Source organism: Halomarina pelagica, from assembly GCF_024228315.1.
GTDB lineage: Archaea > Halobacteriota > Halobacteria > Halobacteriales > Haloarculaceae > Halomarina > Halomarina pelagica.
In genome coordinates this window covers 21,740-40,907 of sequence record NZ_CP100457.1, presented here as the reverse complement: position 1 = coordinate 40,907, position 19,168 = coordinate 21,740, and the positions used below count along the sequence as shown (strand labels likewise).

Genomic DNA, 19,168 nt, shown 5'->3' with positions numbered 1-19,168 from the left:
GCACCTGCCCCGGAATTGTACGATGTACTCGACGAAACTCAGGACGATGTGGTCGCCATTCGTGTTGGCCGCGGGACGAAACGAGGGCACGAAGAACTGTACTCGTTGCTTGCCGAAACGACTTGGAGTCGGCTACGTGTCCTCGTAGAGAGCGCCCGAACTACGGTTCGGTAGCGAATCGGTTGTACAGCGTTTCGATGACGTACGCATCGACAAATCCGTCACAGAAGGCCCAGACTGCTCTGGTAGCGAGACCTACAGTCCGGTATTGTACCCGGGATACAAGTCCTCGAACAGTCGCTCCCATCGTTCTCCCCAACTGAAATACGAACGAATGCCGATGAATACGACGGCTGCCGACTAGAACGTCCCGACAGCCATTCCCAACGCCTTCGTATCGACCGGATAGGACGTACCTGCGTCGGTCATATTACCGAATTCGTTCGCCTCGGGTAAATCTGTTTGTTACTTGGGTCCGAGTCGGGAATACTGAGCGACGGCCCGATTCGGTGCTTCACTCGCGTTCGAGATAGAGTGAATACAGGATGATCGCGAGTCCGATCGCGACGAGAATGCTATTGATCAAGACACCCATCTCGAGAGAGACGGAGAGAATTTGATTCGCAATACCTGCCAGTAGCGCCCCGAACGTGATAATTCCGAATCCGACACCGAGAGCGCGGAGTGAAGCGGCCCCAGTCCGCCGATAAGCTTTGTAGGCGATAAACGTGATACCGCTCCCCAGCAGCAGTATCACCGTCTTCACGACGACGATTGCAGTGCCGGTCCACGTCATAGTTCGTCTCCCATCTTCGACCAGATGTCGGCGAGGCGTTCGTCAGCTTTCCGTGGTGGTCGTTCGACCGTCACCGAGAAGTTATCCTCGTCGTCCATTGAGATCGTTACGTCATCGAAGTCGCGTTTGTATTTCGTGGTTCGGCCTCCACCAGGGTTGATTATGTCCTGTTCACGGACGAGCGAGGCCTCACTGAGGAGCTCCAGTTTTCGGTACAACGTCGATTTGGGGATGTCACAGGCGTCGATGAGTTCGTTTGCGGTCATAGGTTCAGCTGTTTCTCGGAGGATGGCCCGACAGTCGGCGTCATCCAACGCATCGAGGACGTCTTGCAACGAGGGAGAGTCCCGAGATGACGCTGGATCGCTCACCATTATCTGAGTTTGGGAGATACGCGGGATATACAATCCGATTCAGACTCATCTGACTACGTGAGATTTCAGCGGAAGTGAGAAATTCCTCGCGAACTCATGTGCCATCAATATTCTCAAGGTGTCGTATTCCGTCGTCAGTAACATCATAGAGCCCTCGTCCGAGTGGAGAGATGTGTCCTTGCTCATGTAGCCGAGCGCAGGTCTGATCGACCGTGATCGGATGGCGATCCGCAATTTTGGCGATATCCATCACACGGAGCGGTGCGTTCGTGACGAGAATGTCGAGAATCTCTCGGTCGGTTTCGCGGTTGAGTTCACTCATTATTTCTTCTGCTCGCATGTTCGCAGTTGATTTCTCTCGGCGTCGCTGCGCTGGATCGCTCATCACGCATAGCCCTCCTCGGCGTAGACGTCGAGCAGTTCTTGGTAGCGATTCCGAATCGTCACCTTGCTCACGTGGGCCGCTTTGCTGACTGTTTCCTGTGTCAACTGCTCATTCGTGAGGTGCGTCGCGGCGTAGATCGCGGCCGCAGCAAGGCCTGCAGGACTCTTCCCACTATGGGCACCCGCTTCCATTGCCGTCGTAAGCAAGTCTCGTGCTTGGCGTGTCGCCTCGTCACTCACGTCCAGTGCTGACGCGAACTGCGGAACATACTCTAGTGGATCGGCAGGTTCGATTTCTAATCCGAGTTCCCGGGATGCATATCGATAGGCCCGCTGGATACGGATCTTTTCCACGCGACTGACTTCGGCGAACTCCGAGAGCGGCCGTGGCGTCCCGTGCTGTCGGGCTGCAGCGTACAGCGACGCCGTCGCCATACCTTCGATCGACCGACCGGGAAGGAGATCGTCCTTGACTGCCCGCCGATAGATCGCCCCTGCTGTCTCCCGAACTGGGTCTGGGACGTCGAGGGCAGATGCCATCCGACTGATTTCGCCGAGTGCTTGCTTGAGATTCCGCTCGTGGGCGTCTTTCGTCCGGAACCGTTCGTCCCACGTACGAAGACGCTGCAGGCGGGCTCGCTTGCGATTGGATACCGACTGGCCGTAGGCGTCTTTATCCTGCCAGCTGATCGTCGTACTGAGCCCCTTGTCGTGCATGAGCTGTGTCGTCGGCGCCCCGACGCGGCTCTTCTCGTCTTCTTCGTCGCTATAGAACGCCCGCCACTCCGGTCCCCGGTCAATAGACGCGTCGTCGAGCACGAGGCCACACTCTTCACAGGTTTGTTCACCGTGTTCCTCGTCGTGGACGACCTTGCCGCCACACTCCGGACAGGATGATCGCTGCTGGGACTCGGCGGTCGATTGTCGTTCATCTTTGCGGCCGTTATCGAGGGTTAGTTTCGTGTTGGTCATGGATTCAGGACCTGCATCGTTGGCCTCGAATGGGTCTCTCTAGCAAAGGTACGTGCAGACGCCAGAAGAGTACGGGGCGGATTCCCAACAATTAGGAATCCGCCGATACGGTTTATCGAATACGGACGAAGGAAGAGAACACGGCAACAACGCACGGCTTACTTCGAGATACTATGCAGGTGTCATCGATCATCACGCGAGTTCGATACGGCTTTCGGGAGTTCCCGGTCTCCTATGTGCATCTAACGGGGGCCACACTCGTCGTAACCTATGCTGTGATGCTCCTCGGCGCATACACGAGTGCAATCGGCGCGGGATTATCCTGCCCAGACTGGCCGACGTGCTACGGAACATGGGTTCCCTTTCTCCATCCCGAGATCATTGCCAATTCTTCGTATTCCGCACTCCAGATCTTCGCGGAGTGGGCACACCGTGGACTGGCGATGACAGCCGGCTTCCTCATCTTGGGGACGACGATTGGAGCGTGGCTTGCGTTTCCCAACAATCGTCTCGTCACGTGGTCAGGGACGGGAGCGCTACTTCTCCTTCCGATACAGGTACTCCTCGGCGGACTAACGGTGACGGAAAACCTCCAACCATTCATCGTGACCACGCACCTCGGCGTCGCGACGCTCATTCTGCTCTGCCTGCTAACCACATTCCTCACCGGCTGGCTTTCAGGCCGAGAAAGAATGCGGTACGGGCAAGTACCATGAACTCGGGTGCGCAAGATGACCATGGTGGCTAGAAGTCACCGGACGACTCCGAAGACGTTTCAATTGATGAACCTAAGAGAGCCACTATCCAAGACGGAATCTAAGAATGGTGCCAAATACCGGTCCGGTCTGTGAGGAGGAGTTCAGTGCCGCGGGCTCCGTTCGCGATCATACGTGGGATGTACACGGAGCGTGCCACTACTGTGGCGAGGAATGTGAGGACGACCAAGCGCTCTACACGCACTGGCTCACCGCGCATCCCGACGGACCTCTCACGTGTGGACTACAAACGGGCTGATACAGCCGTCGATTCGCCTACGTTCTCAGAACGGTTCTCCGAGGGAGGTTTCGGAGCTGCTGTCGGAGGACTGACCCGCCGACAACTTCTCCTCGCCGGTGGTGGTACCGCCACTGCCGGTCTCGTGATCGGCGCCACCGCTCTCTCTAACAATACGGGTACTGAACCGGATGGCGGCACGAATGCTGGAGGTGATGCGGGTGCCGTCACGACTGCTCCAATTTCTGAAACGCCGGGCGAATTCCGGTATGCGACGATGGGATCCGCTGATGTCGATGCCACGGTCACGTACTTCGGGAGCTGGAAGTGCCCGTACTGCGCCCAGTTCAGTACGGGGATGCTCTCATAACTCGTGACAGACTACGTGGAACCTGGAACAATCGCGCTCGAGTTCCGCAATCTCGCGTATATTGATGGCGACCCGTTTTTAGGCCCCGATGCACCCGCAGCCAGTCAGGCCGGATTAGCCGTCTGGAACACCGACCCAGCCTCGTACTGGGCGTTCCACGAATACGTGTTCCAGAATCAGCCACCCGAGAGCGACCTGTGGGCGACCGCCGAGAGACTGGTCGAGTTTGCTCAGGCCGCAGGTATCTCCGAGACAGCGTCGATCCGCACGGCAATCCAAGAAAACCAGTACGACGACGCGCTTCGGGCGACTGACAGGGCTGCGAGCGATGCCGGTGTCGACGCCACACCCACGCTCCTCATCGATGGCACGACGGTCAATCCACTCAGAAACGAATAGCGAACAAGACAGTTGATCGAAGATGCAGCTGGATCGAACCTCGTCGAACCTGAACGTCAGCCATGAAGGCACTGTCTAGTTTAGCACCTCGTCGGTTGGCGTTCGTCCATCGAGCGATTGGTGCGGTCTCTGCTGGTTATAGTAATGTACGTACTATTCAATCCATTCGCGTACGCTTGACCGACTGCCCACCCACGAATTATGGAAGCGGTCGACACACATTTTGAGTGGGCACTGTCTAGTTAAGCCAGCTTGAAAAGCGAGCAGTTCGTTGGTTTCGGTGTCTATGCTCAACCAAGAACTGCTCAGAGAGACGTTGGAGACGGCGAATCTTGAATGTTGGGAGCGTGAGGGGACGGCGACGCCCGTCAGGGCGTTCGCTGTCCGCCTCCACCAAGCCGGTTGTTCGCTCAGAGAAACAACAACGGTTTTCGCTGAACTGGGCGTTGAACGCTCTCACGGCGCGGTTTGGAACTGGATGGATCCGCTGGCTGACAGCCGCCACGACCCGCCTGAGGCGCAGCCGAAGCGGGTCGCCGTCGACGAGACCGCTGTCACGATCAACAGCGAATGGTCTTGGTTGTGCGCTGCAATAGACCTCGACACCAATCTGATTCTTGGTGTCGCGTTGTTCGGACGACATGGCACTGATCCGGCGGCGGCGTTTCTGCATGGTCTCCGCGAGAAACACGATCTCTCGGATGCTACGTTCCTCGTCGATCAGTTCGGCTATCGGACTGCCCTTTCTCGATTAGGATTGAGCGGTCGGTTCGACTATACCGACCGAAACCCCATTGAGAAATGGTTTCACACGCTCAAAATGCGGATCGACCGCTTCCATACCTCGTGGGTGGGCAGTCGATCGAGTGTCCGCGAGTGGCTTGAACGATTTATGCACTACTATAACCGTCAGAAACCGCACCAAGCTCTCGATGGAAAGACGCTGATTGAGGTGGTGCAGAACTAGACAGTGCCCACGCATCGAATCTTTTGCTCGATTGAAACGTTGGATCGCGTGGCCCTCTTTCTGTTCTTTTTATAGATACACTTGCGTAGCATATTATTGATAGGGCGTAGTCTCACGATTTCGTGGTGACCGTCGTGGCCAGTAGGTCGAGCGACGGCTCCGGGGCGTTCTGGCTCTGGAACGCTGGCTTGGCGGTGATGGTATTCGTCTCCGTTCTCCCGGTCGGCTTCCTCCAACTCGAGGTCGCCTTCACTCAGGGATATGACGCCGCCCGGAGCCTCGCGTTCTACAATCGCGAACTCGTCCAACTCCTGTTCTGGGCGCGGTTCCCTGGCGACACGCTCCTCATTCTTGGGACGCTCGTGTTCGCATACGATGTGGTCCAGAAGCGGTTCGCGCTCCGCTCCGTCATGACACCTGATGAGGCGCCCGCATCACGGAGCATCTCGGAACGCGTCTTCTGAGAAGACGATGACTAACCCAACAGGCGAAGGATGTGTTCCTCGTGCCGACGGAGGATTTCTATCACTTCGACAAAGGTAGCTAATACTGGATGGTCAACGTCCAAAGGTTCGTATAGGTACGAGCAGAGAGTCGTGTAGTCATGGTCACCTGACGACCGCTCAGATCGGCGGACATGGAGCTGCTCCTGTCGTCGTTGAAGCCACTCCTCACAGTCCCGGGTCAGCGATTGAAGTGTTTCGTGGCGGCTGGTCAATTGGGTGGCCGAAAGGCCCTGTAAGTCTTCGTCGTCGATATCGACAACCGTGTCTCGGATCGTCTGGGTTGTGGACTGCGCATCCGTGAGCGTCGCAAATTCGTTCTCGAGGGTTTCCAAAAAGATCTGACGGCTATCGATACACCGCTGAGCGGCATCAAGAAGTCGGTGTTTGATAAATGATGAAAACGATGTCGCTTCCGAAATCAAGAGCAGAACATCGGCCCCAAATTCGGCACTGATGCTCGCCTCAAACGAATCATCGTAAACATCGTCGTAGTGATCGACTGCCATGACGGTCTCCCGATAACAAGGCTCGGTCACGTCACGGACAGACTGCTGCGCAGATGAGAACCGCTGATACACCCCACCAGATGGCTGTTCGATCTGTGGCGTGGTTGTTTCGAGACGCTGGGTACGCTTGCGAAACCGCCGGAAGGCCTGGCACTCGCGTTCAACCTCGCGTCGCTCTCGCCGAACGCTTTCGAGGGCAGCATCTAGATGCGTCGGCCAAGAAGGTTCTCCGGTGGTCATGGCCAGTGTAGCGGCTCATGGATTGTGTCAGTGGTACGGCCAATTTCGGCCATCGGCTTCGGGGTGAGGCGTGTGCCGGTAACTGCGCTCGCGACTACCTCATCTACCCGGAGAACTCGCTGTACGAGACGCTCCCTTGGTCGACGATGGTCTGACTCTCGGGAACGTCTCCGTCCGGCGGCATACTCCCTTCGGCAGGGCCACCGGGGTCGCCGACGACGATCCGGCCGACCATCCCCAGGGTCTTGTGTGGAATACAGAAGTAATCGTATGTACCTGTGGTTTCAAACGTGTGCTCGTACGTCGCCCCCTGTTCGCTTAGAATCTCGCTGTTGAACGCGTCCGCACCCTCTGGAATCCGAGTGACCGACGCTGGACCGTTCCCTTTCTTGTAGGCGGTCGCCGAGTGGCTCCCGCTCTTGATCTCGAACGTGACCGTGTCTCCGGATTCGACGAACAGGCCGATCGGGTCGAAATAATACTCGCTGCCCTCGGTAACCATCATAACCGTATTCGAACCTACCTTGGAGCCGCCCGAACCACCGGTCTCCTGTGTCTCTGTCGTGGTCGGCTCACCGCCACCCTCATCACCATTCCCTGAGCTACTACAGCCTGCGAGACTGGTTATGCCACCTGTTGCGAGAATCCCGGCTGTCTTGAGCAGCTGTCGGCGCTCCATATTTCTCTTATCAAAGGCCCCAGCATAAGGGGATAACGCGGATTCCCAATACATAGGACACCGCCCTCATTTGACGTACTGAAGCCGCAAAGTTAGAGTGATGGCATTCCGTCCGACAAAGCCCCATTTTTCACTTGGTCTGCGGATCATCGGTCAGACCCATAGAAATATTCGTCGAGGTGAGCCCGATGGTTGATCCCGTTCTTGCGAGCCGACTCCAGTTTGCGCTCACCACGATCGTTCACATCATCTTCCCAGTGATGAGTATGGGACTTGCACCGTTTCTCATCTATTTCACCTGGAAAGAAATTCGCACCAAACAGCCGGTGTACGAACAGCTCCGTCGGTTCTGGACCCGCATCTTTGCGGTCAGCTTCGTCGTTGGAACGGTAACCGGACTCGTCCTCGAGTTTGAATTCGGAACGAACTTCGCCGCGTTCTCGACGACCGCGGGGGAGCTGTTCGGCGGCCCGCTCGCCCTGGAGGGGATGATGGCGTTCATGCTCGAAGCCACGTTCCTCGGTATCTTCGTATTCGGACGGGACCGGGTGTCTGACCGACTGTACTTCCTGTCGAGTATCGCTGTCGGGCTCGGCACTTGGCTCTCGGCCGTCTGGATTCTCATCGCGAACTCGTGGATGCAGACGCCGCGTGGCTTCGAAATCGTTGTCGAGAACGGCCAGCGAATTGTGAAGCTTACCGACCCGCTCGCGGCCTATCTCAACCCACGATTCCCCTACATGTTCATCCATATGCAGAATGCAGCCGTCGAGTCGGTCGCGCTCTTCATGGCCGGCGTTGCTGCCTACTACGTCTTCCGCCACCACGTCTGGGGCTACCCGATCGAACACATCGAGGTCTGGGAAAAGACGCTCAAAATCGCGCTCGTCGTCCTGCTCATCACGGCCCCACTACAAGTGATTCAGGGCGATGCCTACGCTCGCCACGTCTACGAGACCCAACCGCTGAAATTCGCCGCGATGGAAGCCGTCTGGGAAACCGACTCTTACGTCCCCGAGTACATCGTCGCGTTCCCCACGGACGTCAACGACCTCCTGAATCCACGGACGAAAGATCTCTTCGGCATCGGCATCCCGGGGGGAGCATCCTGGCTGGCGAGTGGTGGAAACCCACAGGCGACAATACGCGGCCTCGAATCCTTCTCGACGAAGGCCCCACCAGTGGCGATCGTCTTCTGGGCGTTCCGGATCATGGTCGCGCTCGGTTTCTGGTTCATTCTGTTGGCTGTCTGGGGTGCCTATCGATGGTGGCGTGGGGAACTCTTCGAGGACGACTTGTTACACAAAGCGTTGATGGCGTCGTCTCTCCTGGGATTCGTCGCCGTGGAGGTCGGCTGGATCGTCACTGAGGTTGGACGACAACCGTGGGTCATTCAGGGGGTAATGAAGACGAGTGCCAGTGTCTCTCCGAATCTTACAGGCGCCGAAGCAACGTTCACACTCTTCGGATTCGTTACCGGGTACATCCTGTTACTAGGTCTCTACACATACGTCGTCGGTCGTATCATCCGAGCGGGGCCGCCATCGAAAGACGAACTCACGCAGAGTGATGCTGCGCATGTCCGAGAGTCAAAGGTGACATCCGGTGACTAACGTCGGAGCGCTGGCCACGAAGCCGCTATTCGGATTACCGCTCGCCGAGCTCTGGTTCGCGCTGCTGTTTTTCATCTTCGGAATGTTCCTCTTTCTCGACGGCTTCGACTTCGGCGTGGGCGTCCTGTTTGCGACCCGTGACGACGATCACGAGAAAGAACAGCTGTTGGCGACTGTCGGGCCGTTCTGGGACGGGAACGAAGTCTGGCTCGTCGTCTTCGGTGGAGCGCTATTCGCGGCGTTTCCGTCCGTATACGCGAACCTCTTCAGTCGGTACTATCTGTTGATGTTCGCGATTTTGGCTGCTCTTGGTCTCCGAGGGCTCGCCCCAGAAATGTACGAAGAGCGTGAAGACGACCACTGGCGGACACTCTGGGGCTATTCATTCATCATCGGGAGTACTGTAACGCCGTTTCTATTGGGGCTGTTCGTGATGAACTGGCTGGTCGGAGCGACTGGGCTCATCACCCCAGTGGGGGTCCTCGGTGGTGTCACAGTCCTTGTCCTCACGATCGTCGATGGGGCGGCGTTCCTCGGCCTGAAAACCCGTGGCGCTCTGCGAGACGAAATGCGAAACTACGGTACCCGGGCTGCCGTGAGCTATCTTGGTATTGCGATCATTACTCTCGGGGCGATATATGCGACTGAGCCAGGGCTGCGCTCCTCGTTCCGTTCGCCCACTGTCGTTGCACTTGTGATGCTCACTGCTACGCTGACGGGGATCTATGTTGTCGCGCTCCGTCGACGTCGGTACTACGCCGCGTTCGCGGCGACAGCCACACTCGTCTTCGGACTAGTGGGGCTTGTCGCAACCCTTCTGTTTCCCTTCGTGGATCGGACTGCAGGACTCACCGTCCGAGAGGCGATTATCTCTACGCTTCCACTCAATCTCATGTCGATCATGGCGAGTGTGCTGCTCCCGATCGTGCTTGGCTACTTTGTCGTGCTCTATTCAGCGTTCAGTGGTCCCGTCGATACCGAGGAAACCTACGGATGAGACGCATAATCAGGCAACTGCGTATCGTTGAGTTGCGTAGACAGAGTCAAATAGAAAATCAACATCGCGTCCTGAATATGGTACGCTGAACCGATGACATCGACACAGCCCAATTCGGAACCCCGATTGCTGTCTCGGATTATAGTAACGTGGATCGAACTCACGGTCGTTGGGGTTGGAGGAGGTGCAATCGGTACATCGATCGGTGGCCCACCAGGATTGATTACTTATTTCGTCACGACCCTCCTCTCAGTTGGTATCCTCTTCTACAACGTGAACGAACTCATCAAACATTGGGTGTCATCCTATGCAGACACCATGTAGTCGTCTGCGTCGTCGAATTCGATTTCGTAAGTGAGTGGGTTTAACTGGATTGGCCAGTGAGCTCATAATGCTCCGTTGGTGTAGCTCGGCCAATCATCTCGGCATCTCACGCCGAGGACCGAGGTTCAAATCCTCGACGGAGCATTCTCGACCAGTTACCGAACGAGGAGAAGAAAAGGCTCCCGAGAACGAAGTGAGATAGCTGGTTGACCGATGTACAGATCTGGGTCAAGAATATGCTGACTTCTTCGCAAACCAACCTTGCTCGATGCACCGTTGTCGAACTCGTCGCAATCACGTTCCCGCTCGGCGCCAGTCTGGTGTTGGGAGTCAGCTTGTTTTCACTCCCGATAGCACTCCTCGGGTGGTTTGGAAGTGGATTGGCCGGGCTCATGGTTGCACTCAGCGCGAGTCGAACGTCGAAGAGCGATTACAGTCTCGTACAGTGGCCACGACCACAGACAATGGGTGACATTCTGATTAATGGAATCGCGTACAACAGCGTGGTACTGCTTGGTACGATTCTCGCACAGGTGGTGTGGCTCGCCTCGAAGAGCACACTCCTCGGCGTCGGGATCGGCGTGATACTACCGCTCTGGTTTCTCAAGCATGTTCATCTCCTCGTGTTTCTGGGTGAGTCTTGACCTCCTCCCACGGCTGAAAAGCCGTGGGATTCCCCGATGGGGATATTAGGGTTGCGCGTTTCCTCGGCGGTTCAAATACGCTTTCGCGTGGCCAGCGTCAACGGTCGCCGCCCAGTTGTTACCAAGGGCGTGCTTTCCAGCGCGTGTAGCCGGGGCAACGCGGCCTTCCCACCTGCACGTGGCAGGCGACCGTAAAATCACCAGAGTACTCTCCGCCAAATACTTCACAAGATGTTTCGCATGTACCCAAATATTATATTAGACGCCCCTAATTCTAGGACAGGCAGATGAGCCATCGATTCGGATTTAAAACGAAGGTATCAGAAGGGGCCCAGATATGGACCCATTGGGGTGACGGTGATGCTTGAAGAACTGATTGTCGACATAGTCGGACGTGATCCAGTGCTCCTGGGACTTGTCGGAGGGATTTTCATTGCCTCCCTCAATCTTCTGGGCGCGTTGCTCGTGCTCGTCTGGCGGAATCCGACAGAGAAGTCCCTCGATACGATGCTCGGGTTCGCTGCTGGCGTGATGCTCTCAGCGAGTTTCACGAGCCTCCTCCTCCCAGGTATCGAATTTGCCTCCGAAGCTACGTACCGCGGCGTGAGCGTTGCTGGGTTCGAACTTGCCGGGATCGTCCCGGTACTAATCGGATTCTTCCTCGGGGTCGCTGTCCTCGATCAGGGAGAACGCTGGGTCCACCAAGTCGGTCCGATCATCAGCAACCGCCTCGCGGATGACATCCAGACGGACGGCGGTACCGCCACCGCTGACACACAGACGAGCGACTCACAAAACGCGAATACTGACTCAGTGGCATCCGCCCGTTTGACGTCGCTCCTGCTCTTCACTGTCGCCATCACGCTTCACAACATGCCTGAAGGGCTTGCCGTCGGGGTCGGCTTCGGATCGGGTAACATCGGGAATGCGGTGTCGCTGATGCTCGCCATCGGCATCCAGAATATCCCCGAGGGCTTCGCCGTCTCGGTCGCCGCGATCAACGCAGGGCTCGGGCGGCGCTGGTACGCAGCGGTCGCTGGTATCCGGGCCGGCCTCGTCGAGATCCCCCTCGCGCTGTTCGGCGCCTGGGCTGTTGTCGTCGCTGCGCCCATCCTCCCGTACGCCATGGGATTCGCTGCGGGCGGGATGCTGTACGTGATTGGGGACGAAATCATTCCCGAGACGCACTCCCACGGGTACGAACGAGTTGCCACGCTCGGCTTCTTGGTCGGGGCGGCAGTGATGCTCACCCTTGACGTCGTCCTCGGGTGACGGTTCCCCGTAACCCTTGCTCTCTACGTTCCTCAGAGCCAGCTACCCCGAGCTTCAACCTGCTTCAGAAAAGGGATCAGTCAGGTAGAAGTGGCTCGCGGAGAAAACTTCACTATGACCTCGGATCGGCATCGAGTAGCGAATACTAATTCACGTGGACAATCCTGCCGGCCGGGATCGATTCGTCCACTGTCTCTCTTCGTCCTATTCGTACTGACACTCACGCAAATCCCCGTTGCGTCCGCCCACGGCACGACCGCAAACGGTGGACTCTCCCAAGAACACGGACTCATCTTGGCACTGGTCGGTGCCGCCATCCTCGGAGGGTTCGTCCTCCTCAAACGGTTCGATCGAGTCACGCCGACAACCGCTCTTTACGGTGTGTTCGTCGGGATCGCCGTTACTGCGCTTGGAGCCGTTCTCTTCGAGGGGCTCTCCCCGGATCCGACGTACACTGCGAGTTCGATGCCGTTTCCCCGATCGTTGTATCAGCCACTAGCCCTGCTGAGTGGCTTAGGCATCATGGTCGTGAGCTTCGTCGTTGGGTGGCTTCGCTGGCCATCCCGCCCACGGTACACGTTCCTCGGCATCCTCATGGGATTGTGGATTTCTTACCCCTACCTCCTTCCTGGACGGGCAAGTGATACACATCCACTCGGGTACGCTATCGTCCTCGGAACACCAATCCTGATCGGCTATGTCATCTGGAAGGATGCAGGGGGTGTCATTCGCGCAGTCATGCGTGATCCGGTTGCGCGTCGCTTCGGCATTGGCGTCGGTATCGTGTTAGCACTCTTTTTTGTTACCGTGACGGGCTACCTCTCGTTTTTCCCCGAAGAAGGGTTCCCCGAGGAGGTGACGGTCGTCGTTCTGCCCGCAATCTATCAGCTAGTATCGTGGCCCACCCTCGAAATCGCGATCCCGCATCTCCCGTTGGTACATATCCCGTTCTTCCTGGCCCTGTCACCTGGCCAGGTCATCGTCGTCGGGATGCTGAGCGCTCTCATTGGGTTGAACGCCGCTCTCATCGCCCGTCACTGGCGCGTCGAGGAACGAGCCGGTATGACCGAAGGGACCGCCGGGAGTGCTGCAATCGTCGGTACGTGTACCTGTGGGTGCTGTGGGCCACTCGTCGCGAAGATCGCGGTGCTTGCTGCCGGGCCATCGATTGCTGCCCCGCTCTACTGGGTATTCGTCGATTCGGCCTCGCCGCTCAGTGCGGTGTTCATCGTCGGGAGTTTCGTCCTATTCACCGGGAGTCTGATCTACTCGGTCCAAGCAGCCCGACAGCCCGACCAATTGGCCGCCATCATCCCGGCCGACTGAGGTGACGTATCTACCGTGAGAATACGGTAGCTGGGTTGGACGAATGGGTTAAGATATGAAGAACAAACATCGACAGTACGGTTAGGATTGCCAGCGGTACTAATCGTTGTCGGCACACTCGGGACCGGCTTCCTCTCGTCAACTCCGTTCTACCAGATCCTCTCTCGAGGATCATCGTAGCGGGCTTTGCGGTCGGGTACGCGGGCCTCGGTGTCTTCGGATTTCTTGAATGAAGCGATAGGTATGGATTTACCCGGTTACAGCAGCTATCTACCTGTTCGCGAGGTTAAAACCGCTACTTATTGATCAAGTCTCGAAACGAATTCGCCGCGAGAAGACTACCGGTCGCCACGACCGCTCCCATCGCGAACACTGGATTCAGCAACCCCGTCGCCGCGAGGGGGATCGTGATCCCATTATAGAGCAGCGCTAGCCCGTTGTTCTGTTTCACACGTCGACGAGCTGCATCTGCGAGGTCGAACGTCGTCTCAACCACTGAGAGGTGGTCGTCAACGATAGAAATATCCGTGGCATCGGACGCGAGCGCGGTCCCACCGCCGAGCGAGATACCTAGATCGGCCGTGGCGAGCGCCGGGGCATCGTTCGTCCCATCACCGACCATCGCGACCTGTCCACGGGACTGTAGCCGCCGAATCGTCGCAGTCTTGCCTGCAGGCGGAACCCCTGCAAACACGTGGTCGACTCCGGGGTGAGTGCCCAGGAAGTCAGAGGCGGCCTCGTCATCGCCAGTCAGAACGACGATCTCCATATCACGGGCACTCAACTGCGTGAGCGTATCGTCCCAGCCCACTCGTGGCTCGTCGCCCACGACGATGACACCCTCCGCACGACTATCACGACCGACGATAACCGGAAGCCGACCGACGTCACGAGCCGCTGTCGCCCGAGTTTCGAGGGCGTCGCTGACCGACCACTCCAGATCCACAAAGAGATCGAGATTGCCCACGAGAACTCGCGTATCATCAACAACCCCTTCGACGCCGGTCGCGTGGCTCGTGAACTCGGAGATGCGCCCTGCTCGCTCGCGGTCGTCTTCATTCGCGACCCCGCCATCGGATCTAGGATCCTCGCCGGCTTGCTCCTCCTGAGCGAATGCGGTCACGATCGCGTCCGCCGCCGGATGCGATGCTCGCTGCTCTAGGTCTGCGACGGCTCCCAACAGATCTGCCGGTGCATCCGCCTCGAGGACCTCCATCCGACCGGTCGTGATGGTTCCCGTCTTGTCGAAGACGACGACGTCGACGTTCCGAAGGCGCTCGAATACGGTTTCGTCGAACACGACGATGCCGCAGTCTACTGCCTCCTCGATACTCGTTGCGACGGAGAGCGGCGTCGCGAGCCCGAGTGCCCATGGACACCCGACCAAGAGCACTGACAACGCCGTCAGGACGGCGAGCGGGATGCCAGCCCCCACCACGAGTGACCACCCGCCGGCGAGAACAGCTCCACCCACGACGACTGGAATGACGAACGACGCGAACCGGTCGGCCTGTCGCTGGACACCGTGGTCTCCACTCTGGAGATTCCATACCGACGTGATGAGCCGGTCGATACTGCTGGATGCACTGTCACTCACCGTGAGTACAGCGGCGCCGTTCGTGACGACCGCTCCGCCGACGAGGTCGTCACCTGCCCGCTTCTGGACCGGGAGCGACTCGCCCGTCACGACCGCCTCGTCGACCGTACACTCGCCCTCGGCAAGCACCCCATCGACCGGGATGCGTTCGCCCTCACGGACGAGAACGCCCTCTCCTAGTTCGAGATCATTCACGTCGACCGTCGTGGTCTCGTCGGCGTCGTATCGTCGGGCATCAGTAACCCGTGAAATGGTAAGGTTCGTCAGGCGGTCCATCGCCCGCTGCTTGCTCAGTGATTCGTAGAAGATCGCAGCCACCACACTCGTAGCAACCACGATCGTCAGGTCGTAGAAGACGTCGATCCGCCCGAGAAGAAAGGCGATCGTGCTGTACACGTAGGCGCTCACGACGGGGAGTGCGACAAGCAGGTCTGTGTTCGGCTGTCGTATCTTCACACTGACATACGCACCCTGTAACAGCGGAAGGCCGGTGAACACCAAGACCACACCCGTTAGAACGAGAAAGAGCGGCAGGATCAACAGGCCATCTCCACCGCCGATCCAGGACGCACTCGCGTACATATCGAGCGTCCCATCGCCGAAGAACGACGAGACCTGCGCCGGATAGAGGAGTACCGCGTACGGGAGGAGCATGAACGTCCCGAAAACAACGCCCGCAGCGTAGCGAAACCCGAGCACCTCGTCGATGTCCCGTCCACCTGTCTGGTCTTGCCGCCGCGACTGGCCGACGACAGTCGTCGGACCATCACTGCCACCCTCACGACGCGTTGCCGTATAGCCCAGCGGACTTAGCGCGTTACAGAGGGCGTCCGCCGAGATTCTCGTGGGATCATACTTGACGCGAATCGTCTCGGTTACGTAGCTCGCTGCAGCGTCGGTAACTCCCGCACAGTCTTCGGCAATCGATTCCAGAAAAGCTTCACACGTCGCACAGTGCATCCCTTCTACCTGGAGAAAGACCCGTGACTCGGGCCGCTCTCGGTGGGCATGCGTCTCGCGTTCACCAGCGTCATCGTCAGCGCCGGGCCCGCCCGTGGGTCTGTGTGTCGTCTCCAGGTGACTGGAATGCTCCTCGTCACCGAGGACGCGCTGGACGTTCCGACATCCGGTAGAACAGTAGACGACGCCGTCTTCACCCGCGACTCGATCATTGGGGACGGCGCCACCACAGAGCGTGCACGTGGTAGGTGATGAATGGGATCGAGACATAGCTGATCACCACCGGCGAGAAGAGGTACAGCCTCGGCCGCAGAGCGTGGGTACTGACCTTAGTCGAACGGCCATTACTGGCAGTACAGATGCATCGACATTAATGCTGTTCGGAGAAGCCGCTTCAATCCTGAGATTTCTCAGAGAGTTCCGGTTGGAGAAACATGACGTTCGCGCGGCCGACGGCATCGAAATCTCGGAGTTGGTACACCAACTCGCGGATTCGTGCTGCAGAGCCTTGGCAAAAGATCGTCTCGAGACACCACTCCCCGTGGTGCATGTGTTGCGTTGTGCTGATGATATCCTCGAACTCCTGCTGGACGGTATGGAGTTCGCCGATGACGAGTGTGTGCTCGTAATCGAATGCCAGCGCTGCGACTGCGGGGCCTTCTAATCCTTCGAGCTCTGTGTGGCGCTCGATGTATTCGTGAATCGCCTCGCGGACGGCACGGGAGCGTGATTCCAATCCTTCATCTTGCCACGTCGTATCGAACGACTCAAGAACCTCTTGGGGAATATTCAAACTCGTTCGCATACGTGAGCCATAGATGGCACTCCTCAAGAGCGTCATTATTACGAACTCCCGAATCGGGTCATAACAACCCCTTTGAGCCATCCAGTACCCCTATCGAGTAGATGGCGAACAGCGTTCTCGGCCTCGCATTCGGGGCAAGTGTTCTCGGTCTTACTCACGGTCTCGCCCCGGGCCACGGATGGGCAATTGCCGCGAGTTACGCGCTCGACAAACCAAATAAATGGTTCTATGCCGCCGCATCGAGCCTCATCCTCGGTATCGGACATCTCATCAGTAGTATCGCGATGGTGGTCGTGTACTTCTGGGCGCTCTCGTATTTCGGGCTCACCCAGATTCCCTGGATGAACTACGTCGCTGGGACGCTACTCATCGCACTCGGGATCTGGCAATATTTCAATGGACACGATCCCACCGCACCGGATCACGGTAGCGACCACAGTGACCACCCCGAACACGACGGTCACGATCACGACCACAACAGCCACGGTCACGATCACACCCGGGACCACGGTCATAACTACAGTGACAACAAGAGTCGAGGGTGGATCGATCGAGTTCGGCGGATAGTTCCGTTCGTGGGCCACTCAAACCATTCACACTCCCACGACCACCTTGAGGAGACATCGGATCGCGGGCTCTACGGGATGGCAGTACTCGCGTTCGCCCTCGGTTTCACGCACAACGAGGAGTTCGATATCATTGCTATCTGCACTGGCTCGACCTATTGCCTCGAATTGATGCTCCTCTACTCGCTGGCCGTCATTACGTCACTCGTCAGTGTGACGCTGTTGCTCGTTGCTGGCTACCAGCGCTACGAGGACCGGCTTGAGGACTACGCGGAGTATCTGCCAACGTTCACGGCGACAATTCTCATCGTGATGGGTATTGGATTCATTCTGGGTATCTTCTAACAAAGCAGCTCTCCACAATCATCGCAAATTCGCCACTGCTGTCGGTGGTCGTCTTCCTAATCAAGATTGGTCTCATCGTCTGGAACGTCGGAGAGTTCATTGAACGCGTCGCCGCGACCTCGGTCGGTCGCGGCGGCGTCCTCGTTCCGTTTGAGGTCGCACCCCGGCCCCGCTATCTCGCGCTAACCGCGATCACGCCCGCACTGCTGTTCGCGTTGAGCATCGATGGCTTGCTCTCTCTCAGATAGACGGCGCGATCTTCGTAGTTGTGTTTCTCCCAACGGTATACCTGAATGTATGGTGGGAACGTGGTGGAGCGTCCGTGACAGGATTGAACAGTTCGTGCAGTACTAGAGCCGACAACGACCGCATCAAGCACTCGACAATCAACCGCCATCCGAGGAGCTAAACTGGATAATGCTAGAGATCGTACACCCCACACATCTGTCATATACTCTCGAGCGTGATAGAGTCTGTCTTACTTGTAATAGTCCAATGAACGTAGAGTCATCCAAGATACACCGCGATAAATCCAAATAGTGCAAATCCGCCGACGAAAGCCAACGCCGCAAATCGCCCCTCGTCAGCTTCGTGCGCTTCGGGAACGATCTCTTCGACAACAACCGTTAGTAAGATCCCTGCGGTGAATGCGAGTAACCCTAATTGGACGATCGGCGGCTGCCCGCGAACAGCCCAAAAGCCGAGAGTCACGCCGAGGAAGATCGGGATAGCAAAAGATGCTGAGATAATAAGTCGAAGTTGACGGGTAACATCCTGTGCTCGAAACGTGGCGATCGTGGCGAATCCTTCGGGGATATCTGCTGGGACCTGACCAAGAGCTAGTACCAATCCCAACGTCGGGTCAACAAGCGATCCAGTTCCAATCATTACACCATCGCTAAAGAGGTCAACCGCAACGCCGAAATAAACAGCCCACGGGCCGGTAGCTGCTCGCGGATTTACACGGCTTTGGACGAATGAAGTGAACCAATCGACAAGGGTGACGAACCCACCACCACTAACAAAGGCGAGGAGAATGATCCACGCAGGGCAACACCAAGCGCCTCTGGCATAAGTTCGATACTGATCACCCCAAGAACAATACCCGCAGCGAGGTGCAGTGAGAGGCTAAGCGTTCGGTTAGAGATGCGAGTACTTTCGGCGAGAAGTCCGCCGGCGAAGTTGCCGAATGCTGGCATCGCACTCAATGCTAGCGCAGTAAGATAGCCAGAAAGGACCACTGGTTGGCCCATCGAGACCTAGTGGGAAATACCTGCCGTGAATTATCAGGATAATAGCCATTATCTGATATCGAACTCACTTGCCAATAGCAGTGAGCGTCCCCTTTTATGCAATCGGCAGTCGTCAGTAGTACCTCCTAACATCCTATAGTATGAGCTTGTTAACTATTCGTAAGGATCTCACCCACATTATGAAGTAATTGCGACAGAATCATACGGAATGTGGTGAATTACGATAATATGAGCAAAGCTCTGTCAAAGGTAGCGATTGGCACGCAGATGCTAGTCCTAG

20 protein-coding genes, 1 tRNA gene and 2 pseudogenes are annotated in these 19,168 nt (G+C 57.3%); 13 read left to right on the top strand and 10 right to left on the bottom strand.

Translation table 11 applies throughout. The annotated features are described in order from the left end of the window. Window positions 1–514: 514 nt before the first annotated feature. From NKI68_RS22040 to NKI68_RS22025, 4 genes are all read right to left on the bottom strand, one after another. The gene (locus NKI68_RS22040; protein WP_254547296.1) at window positions 515–796 is read right to left on the bottom strand and encodes a DUF7521 family protein; all 282 of its coding nucleotides are present in this window, start codon (window positions 794–796) and stop codon (window positions 515–517) included. Further along, a complete protein-coding gene (locus NKI68_RS22035) occupies window positions 793–1,170 on the bottom strand; it encodes a winged helix-turn-helix domain-containing protein (protein ID WP_254547295.1) in 378 nt (125 codons plus the stop codon). The genes NKI68_RS22040 and NKI68_RS22035 overlap by 4 nt, the downstream gene beginning before the upstream one ends. A gap of 94 nt (window positions 1,171–1,264) precedes the next feature. Further along, window positions 1,265–1,555 (bottom strand): helix-turn-helix domain-containing protein, encoded by a 291-nt coding sequence (locus NKI68_RS22030; RefSeq protein WP_254547294.1) that lies wholly within the window; start codon window positions 1,553–1,555, stop codon window positions 1,265–1,267. Next, complete coding sequence (locus NKI68_RS22025; RefSeq protein WP_254547293.1) at window positions 1,555–2,526, bottom strand: transcription initiation factor IIB; 972 nt, start codon at window positions 2,524–2,526, stop codon at window positions 1,555–1,557. The genes NKI68_RS22030 and NKI68_RS22025 overlap by 1 nt, the downstream gene beginning before the upstream one ends. Before the next feature lie 179 nt (window positions 2,527–2,705). On the opposite strand from NKI68_RS22025, the gene NKI68_RS22020 reads away from it, so the two are divergent. Both NKI68_RS22020 and NKI68_RS22015 read left to right on the top strand, forming a co-directional pair. Next, window positions 2,706–3,242: a COX15/CtaA family protein gene (locus NKI68_RS22020; protein WP_254547292.1), complete on the top strand. Its 537-nt coding sequence runs from the start codon at window positions 2,706–2,708 to the stop codon at window positions 3,240–3,242. A 650-nt stretch (window positions 3,243–3,892) separates the two neighbouring features. Next, window positions 3,893–4,288 (top strand): DsbA family protein, encoded by a 396-nt coding sequence (locus tag NKI68_RS22015; protein ID WP_254547291.1) that lies wholly within the window; start codon window positions 3,893–3,895, stop codon window positions 4,286–4,288. Window positions 4,289–4,363: 75 nt separating this feature from the next. On the opposite strand, the pseudogene NKI68_RS22010 reads toward NKI68_RS22015, so the two are convergent. After that, window positions 4,364–4,516, bottom strand: a pseudogene (locus NKI68_RS22010) (integrase core domain-containing protein); the annotation flags it as partial. 58 nt (window positions 4,517–4,574) lie between these two features. On the opposite strand from NKI68_RS22010, the gene NKI68_RS22005 reads away from it, so the two are divergent. Together NKI68_RS22005 and NKI68_RS22000 are read left to right on the top strand one after the other, a co-directional pair. Next, window positions 4,575–5,255, top strand: coding sequence for an IS6 family transposase (locus tag NKI68_RS22005; RefSeq protein WP_254547290.1), 681 nt, complete (start codon window positions 4,575–4,577; stop codon window positions 5,253–5,255). Window positions 5,256–5,407: 152 nt separating this feature from the next. Beyond that, window positions 5,408–5,719, top strand: a pseudogene (locus NKI68_RS22000) (nitric-oxide reductase large subunit); the annotation flags it as partial. An 11-nt stretch (window positions 5,720–5,730) separates the two neighbouring features. Here NKI68_RS22000 and NKI68_RS21995 read toward each other — a convergent pair. Both NKI68_RS21995 and NKI68_RS21990 read right to left on the bottom strand, forming a co-directional pair. Beyond that, window positions 5,731–6,507: a DUF7260 family protein gene (locus NKI68_RS21995; protein ID WP_254547289.1), complete on the bottom strand. Its 777-nt coding sequence runs from the start codon at window positions 6,505–6,507 to the stop codon at window positions 5,731–5,733. A 103-nt stretch (window positions 6,508–6,610) separates the two neighbouring features. After that, on the bottom strand, window positions 6,611–7,186 hold the full coding sequence (locus tag NKI68_RS21990; RefSeq protein WP_254547288.1) for a plastocyanin/azurin family copper-binding protein: 576 nt from the start codon (window positions 7,184–7,186) through the stop codon (window positions 6,611–6,613). 188 nt (window positions 7,187–7,374) lie between these two features. On the opposite strand from NKI68_RS21990, the gene NKI68_RS21985 reads away from it, so the two are divergent. The 6 genes from NKI68_RS21985 to NKI68_RS21955 all read left to right on the top strand — a co-directional run bounded on the left by NKI68_RS21985 (window position 7,375) and on the right by NKI68_RS21955 (window position 13,362). After that, window positions 7,375–8,799 (top strand): cytochrome ubiquinol oxidase subunit I, encoded by a 1,425-nt coding sequence (locus NKI68_RS21985; protein ID WP_254547287.1) that lies wholly within the window; start codon window positions 7,375–7,377, stop codon window positions 8,797–8,799. Further along, window positions 8,792–9,796 (top strand): cytochrome d ubiquinol oxidase subunit II, encoded by a 1,005-nt coding sequence (gene cydB, locus NKI68_RS21980; protein WP_254547286.1) that lies wholly within the window; start codon window positions 8,792–8,794, stop codon window positions 9,794–9,796. Before NKI68_RS21985 ends, cydB begins: the two co-directional genes overlap by 8 nt. Before the next feature lie 393 nt (window positions 9,797–10,189). After that, window positions 10,190–10,264 (top strand) — tRNA-Glu (locus NKI68_RS21970). A 320-nt stretch (window positions 10,265–10,584) separates the two neighbouring features. Then, window positions 10,585–10,764: a hypothetical protein gene (locus NKI68_RS21965; protein ID WP_254547284.1), complete on the top strand. Its 180-nt coding sequence runs from the start codon at window positions 10,585–10,587 to the stop codon at window positions 10,762–10,764. Window positions 10,765–11,124: 360 nt separating this feature from the next. Then, on the top strand, window positions 11,125–12,036 hold the full coding sequence (locus NKI68_RS21960) for a ZIP family metal transporter (RefSeq protein ID WP_254547283.1): 912 nt from the start codon (window positions 11,125–11,127) through the stop codon (window positions 12,034–12,036). 294 nt (window positions 12,037–12,330) lie between these two features. Continuing rightward, window positions 12,331–13,362, top strand: a complete 1,032-nt coding sequence (locus tag NKI68_RS21955; protein WP_254547282.1) for a hypothetical protein — start codon at window positions 12,331–12,333, stop codon at window positions 13,360–13,362. A gap of 295 nt (window positions 13,363–13,657) precedes the next feature. On the opposite strand, the gene NKI68_RS21950 is transcribed toward NKI68_RS21955, so the two are convergent. Then, window positions 13,658–16,036 (bottom strand): heavy metal translocating P-type ATPase, encoded by a 2,379-nt coding sequence (locus tag NKI68_RS21950; RefSeq protein WP_438267829.1) that lies wholly within the window; start codon window positions 16,034–16,036, stop codon window positions 13,658–13,660. Window positions 16,037–16,045: 9 nt separating this feature from the next. Between NKI68_RS21950 and NKI68_RS24005 the strand changes: the two genes are divergently transcribed. Beyond that, window positions 16,046–16,171 (top strand): hypothetical protein, encoded by a 126-nt coding sequence (locus NKI68_RS24005; protein ID WP_438267831.1) that lies wholly within the window; start codon window positions 16,046–16,048, stop codon window positions 16,169–16,171. Between the two features lie 142 nt (window positions 16,172–16,313). Here NKI68_RS24005 and NKI68_RS21945 read toward each other — a convergent pair whose 3' ends face one another. Further along, the gene (locus NKI68_RS21945) at window positions 16,314–16,724 is read right to left on the bottom strand and encodes a CopG family ribbon-helix-helix protein (RefSeq protein WP_254547280.1); all 411 of its coding nucleotides are present in this window, start codon (window positions 16,722–16,724) and stop codon (window positions 16,314–16,316) included. A 101-nt stretch (window positions 16,725–16,825) separates the two neighbouring features. Between NKI68_RS21945 and NKI68_RS21940 the strand changes: the two genes are divergently transcribed. Together NKI68_RS21940 and NKI68_RS21935 are read left to right on the top strand one after the other, a co-directional pair. Next, on the top strand, window positions 16,826–17,635 hold the full coding sequence (locus NKI68_RS21940; RefSeq protein WP_254547279.1) for a hypothetical protein: 810 nt from the start codon (window positions 16,826–16,828) through the stop codon (window positions 17,633–17,635). A 44-nt stretch (window positions 17,636–17,679) separates the two neighbouring features. Then, on the top strand, window positions 17,680–17,883 hold the full coding sequence (locus tag NKI68_RS21935; RefSeq protein ID WP_254547278.1) for a hypothetical protein: 204 nt from the start codon (window positions 17,680–17,682) through the stop codon (window positions 17,881–17,883). A 259-nt stretch (window positions 17,884–18,142) separates the two neighbouring features. On the opposite strand, the gene NKI68_RS21930 is transcribed toward NKI68_RS21935, so the two are convergent. Then, window positions 18,143–18,523: a ZIP family metal transporter gene (locus tag NKI68_RS21930; protein ID WP_254547277.1), complete on the bottom strand. Its 381-nt coding sequence runs from the start codon at window positions 18,521–18,523 to the stop codon at window positions 18,143–18,145. Window positions 18,524–19,168 lie beyond the last annotated feature (645 nt).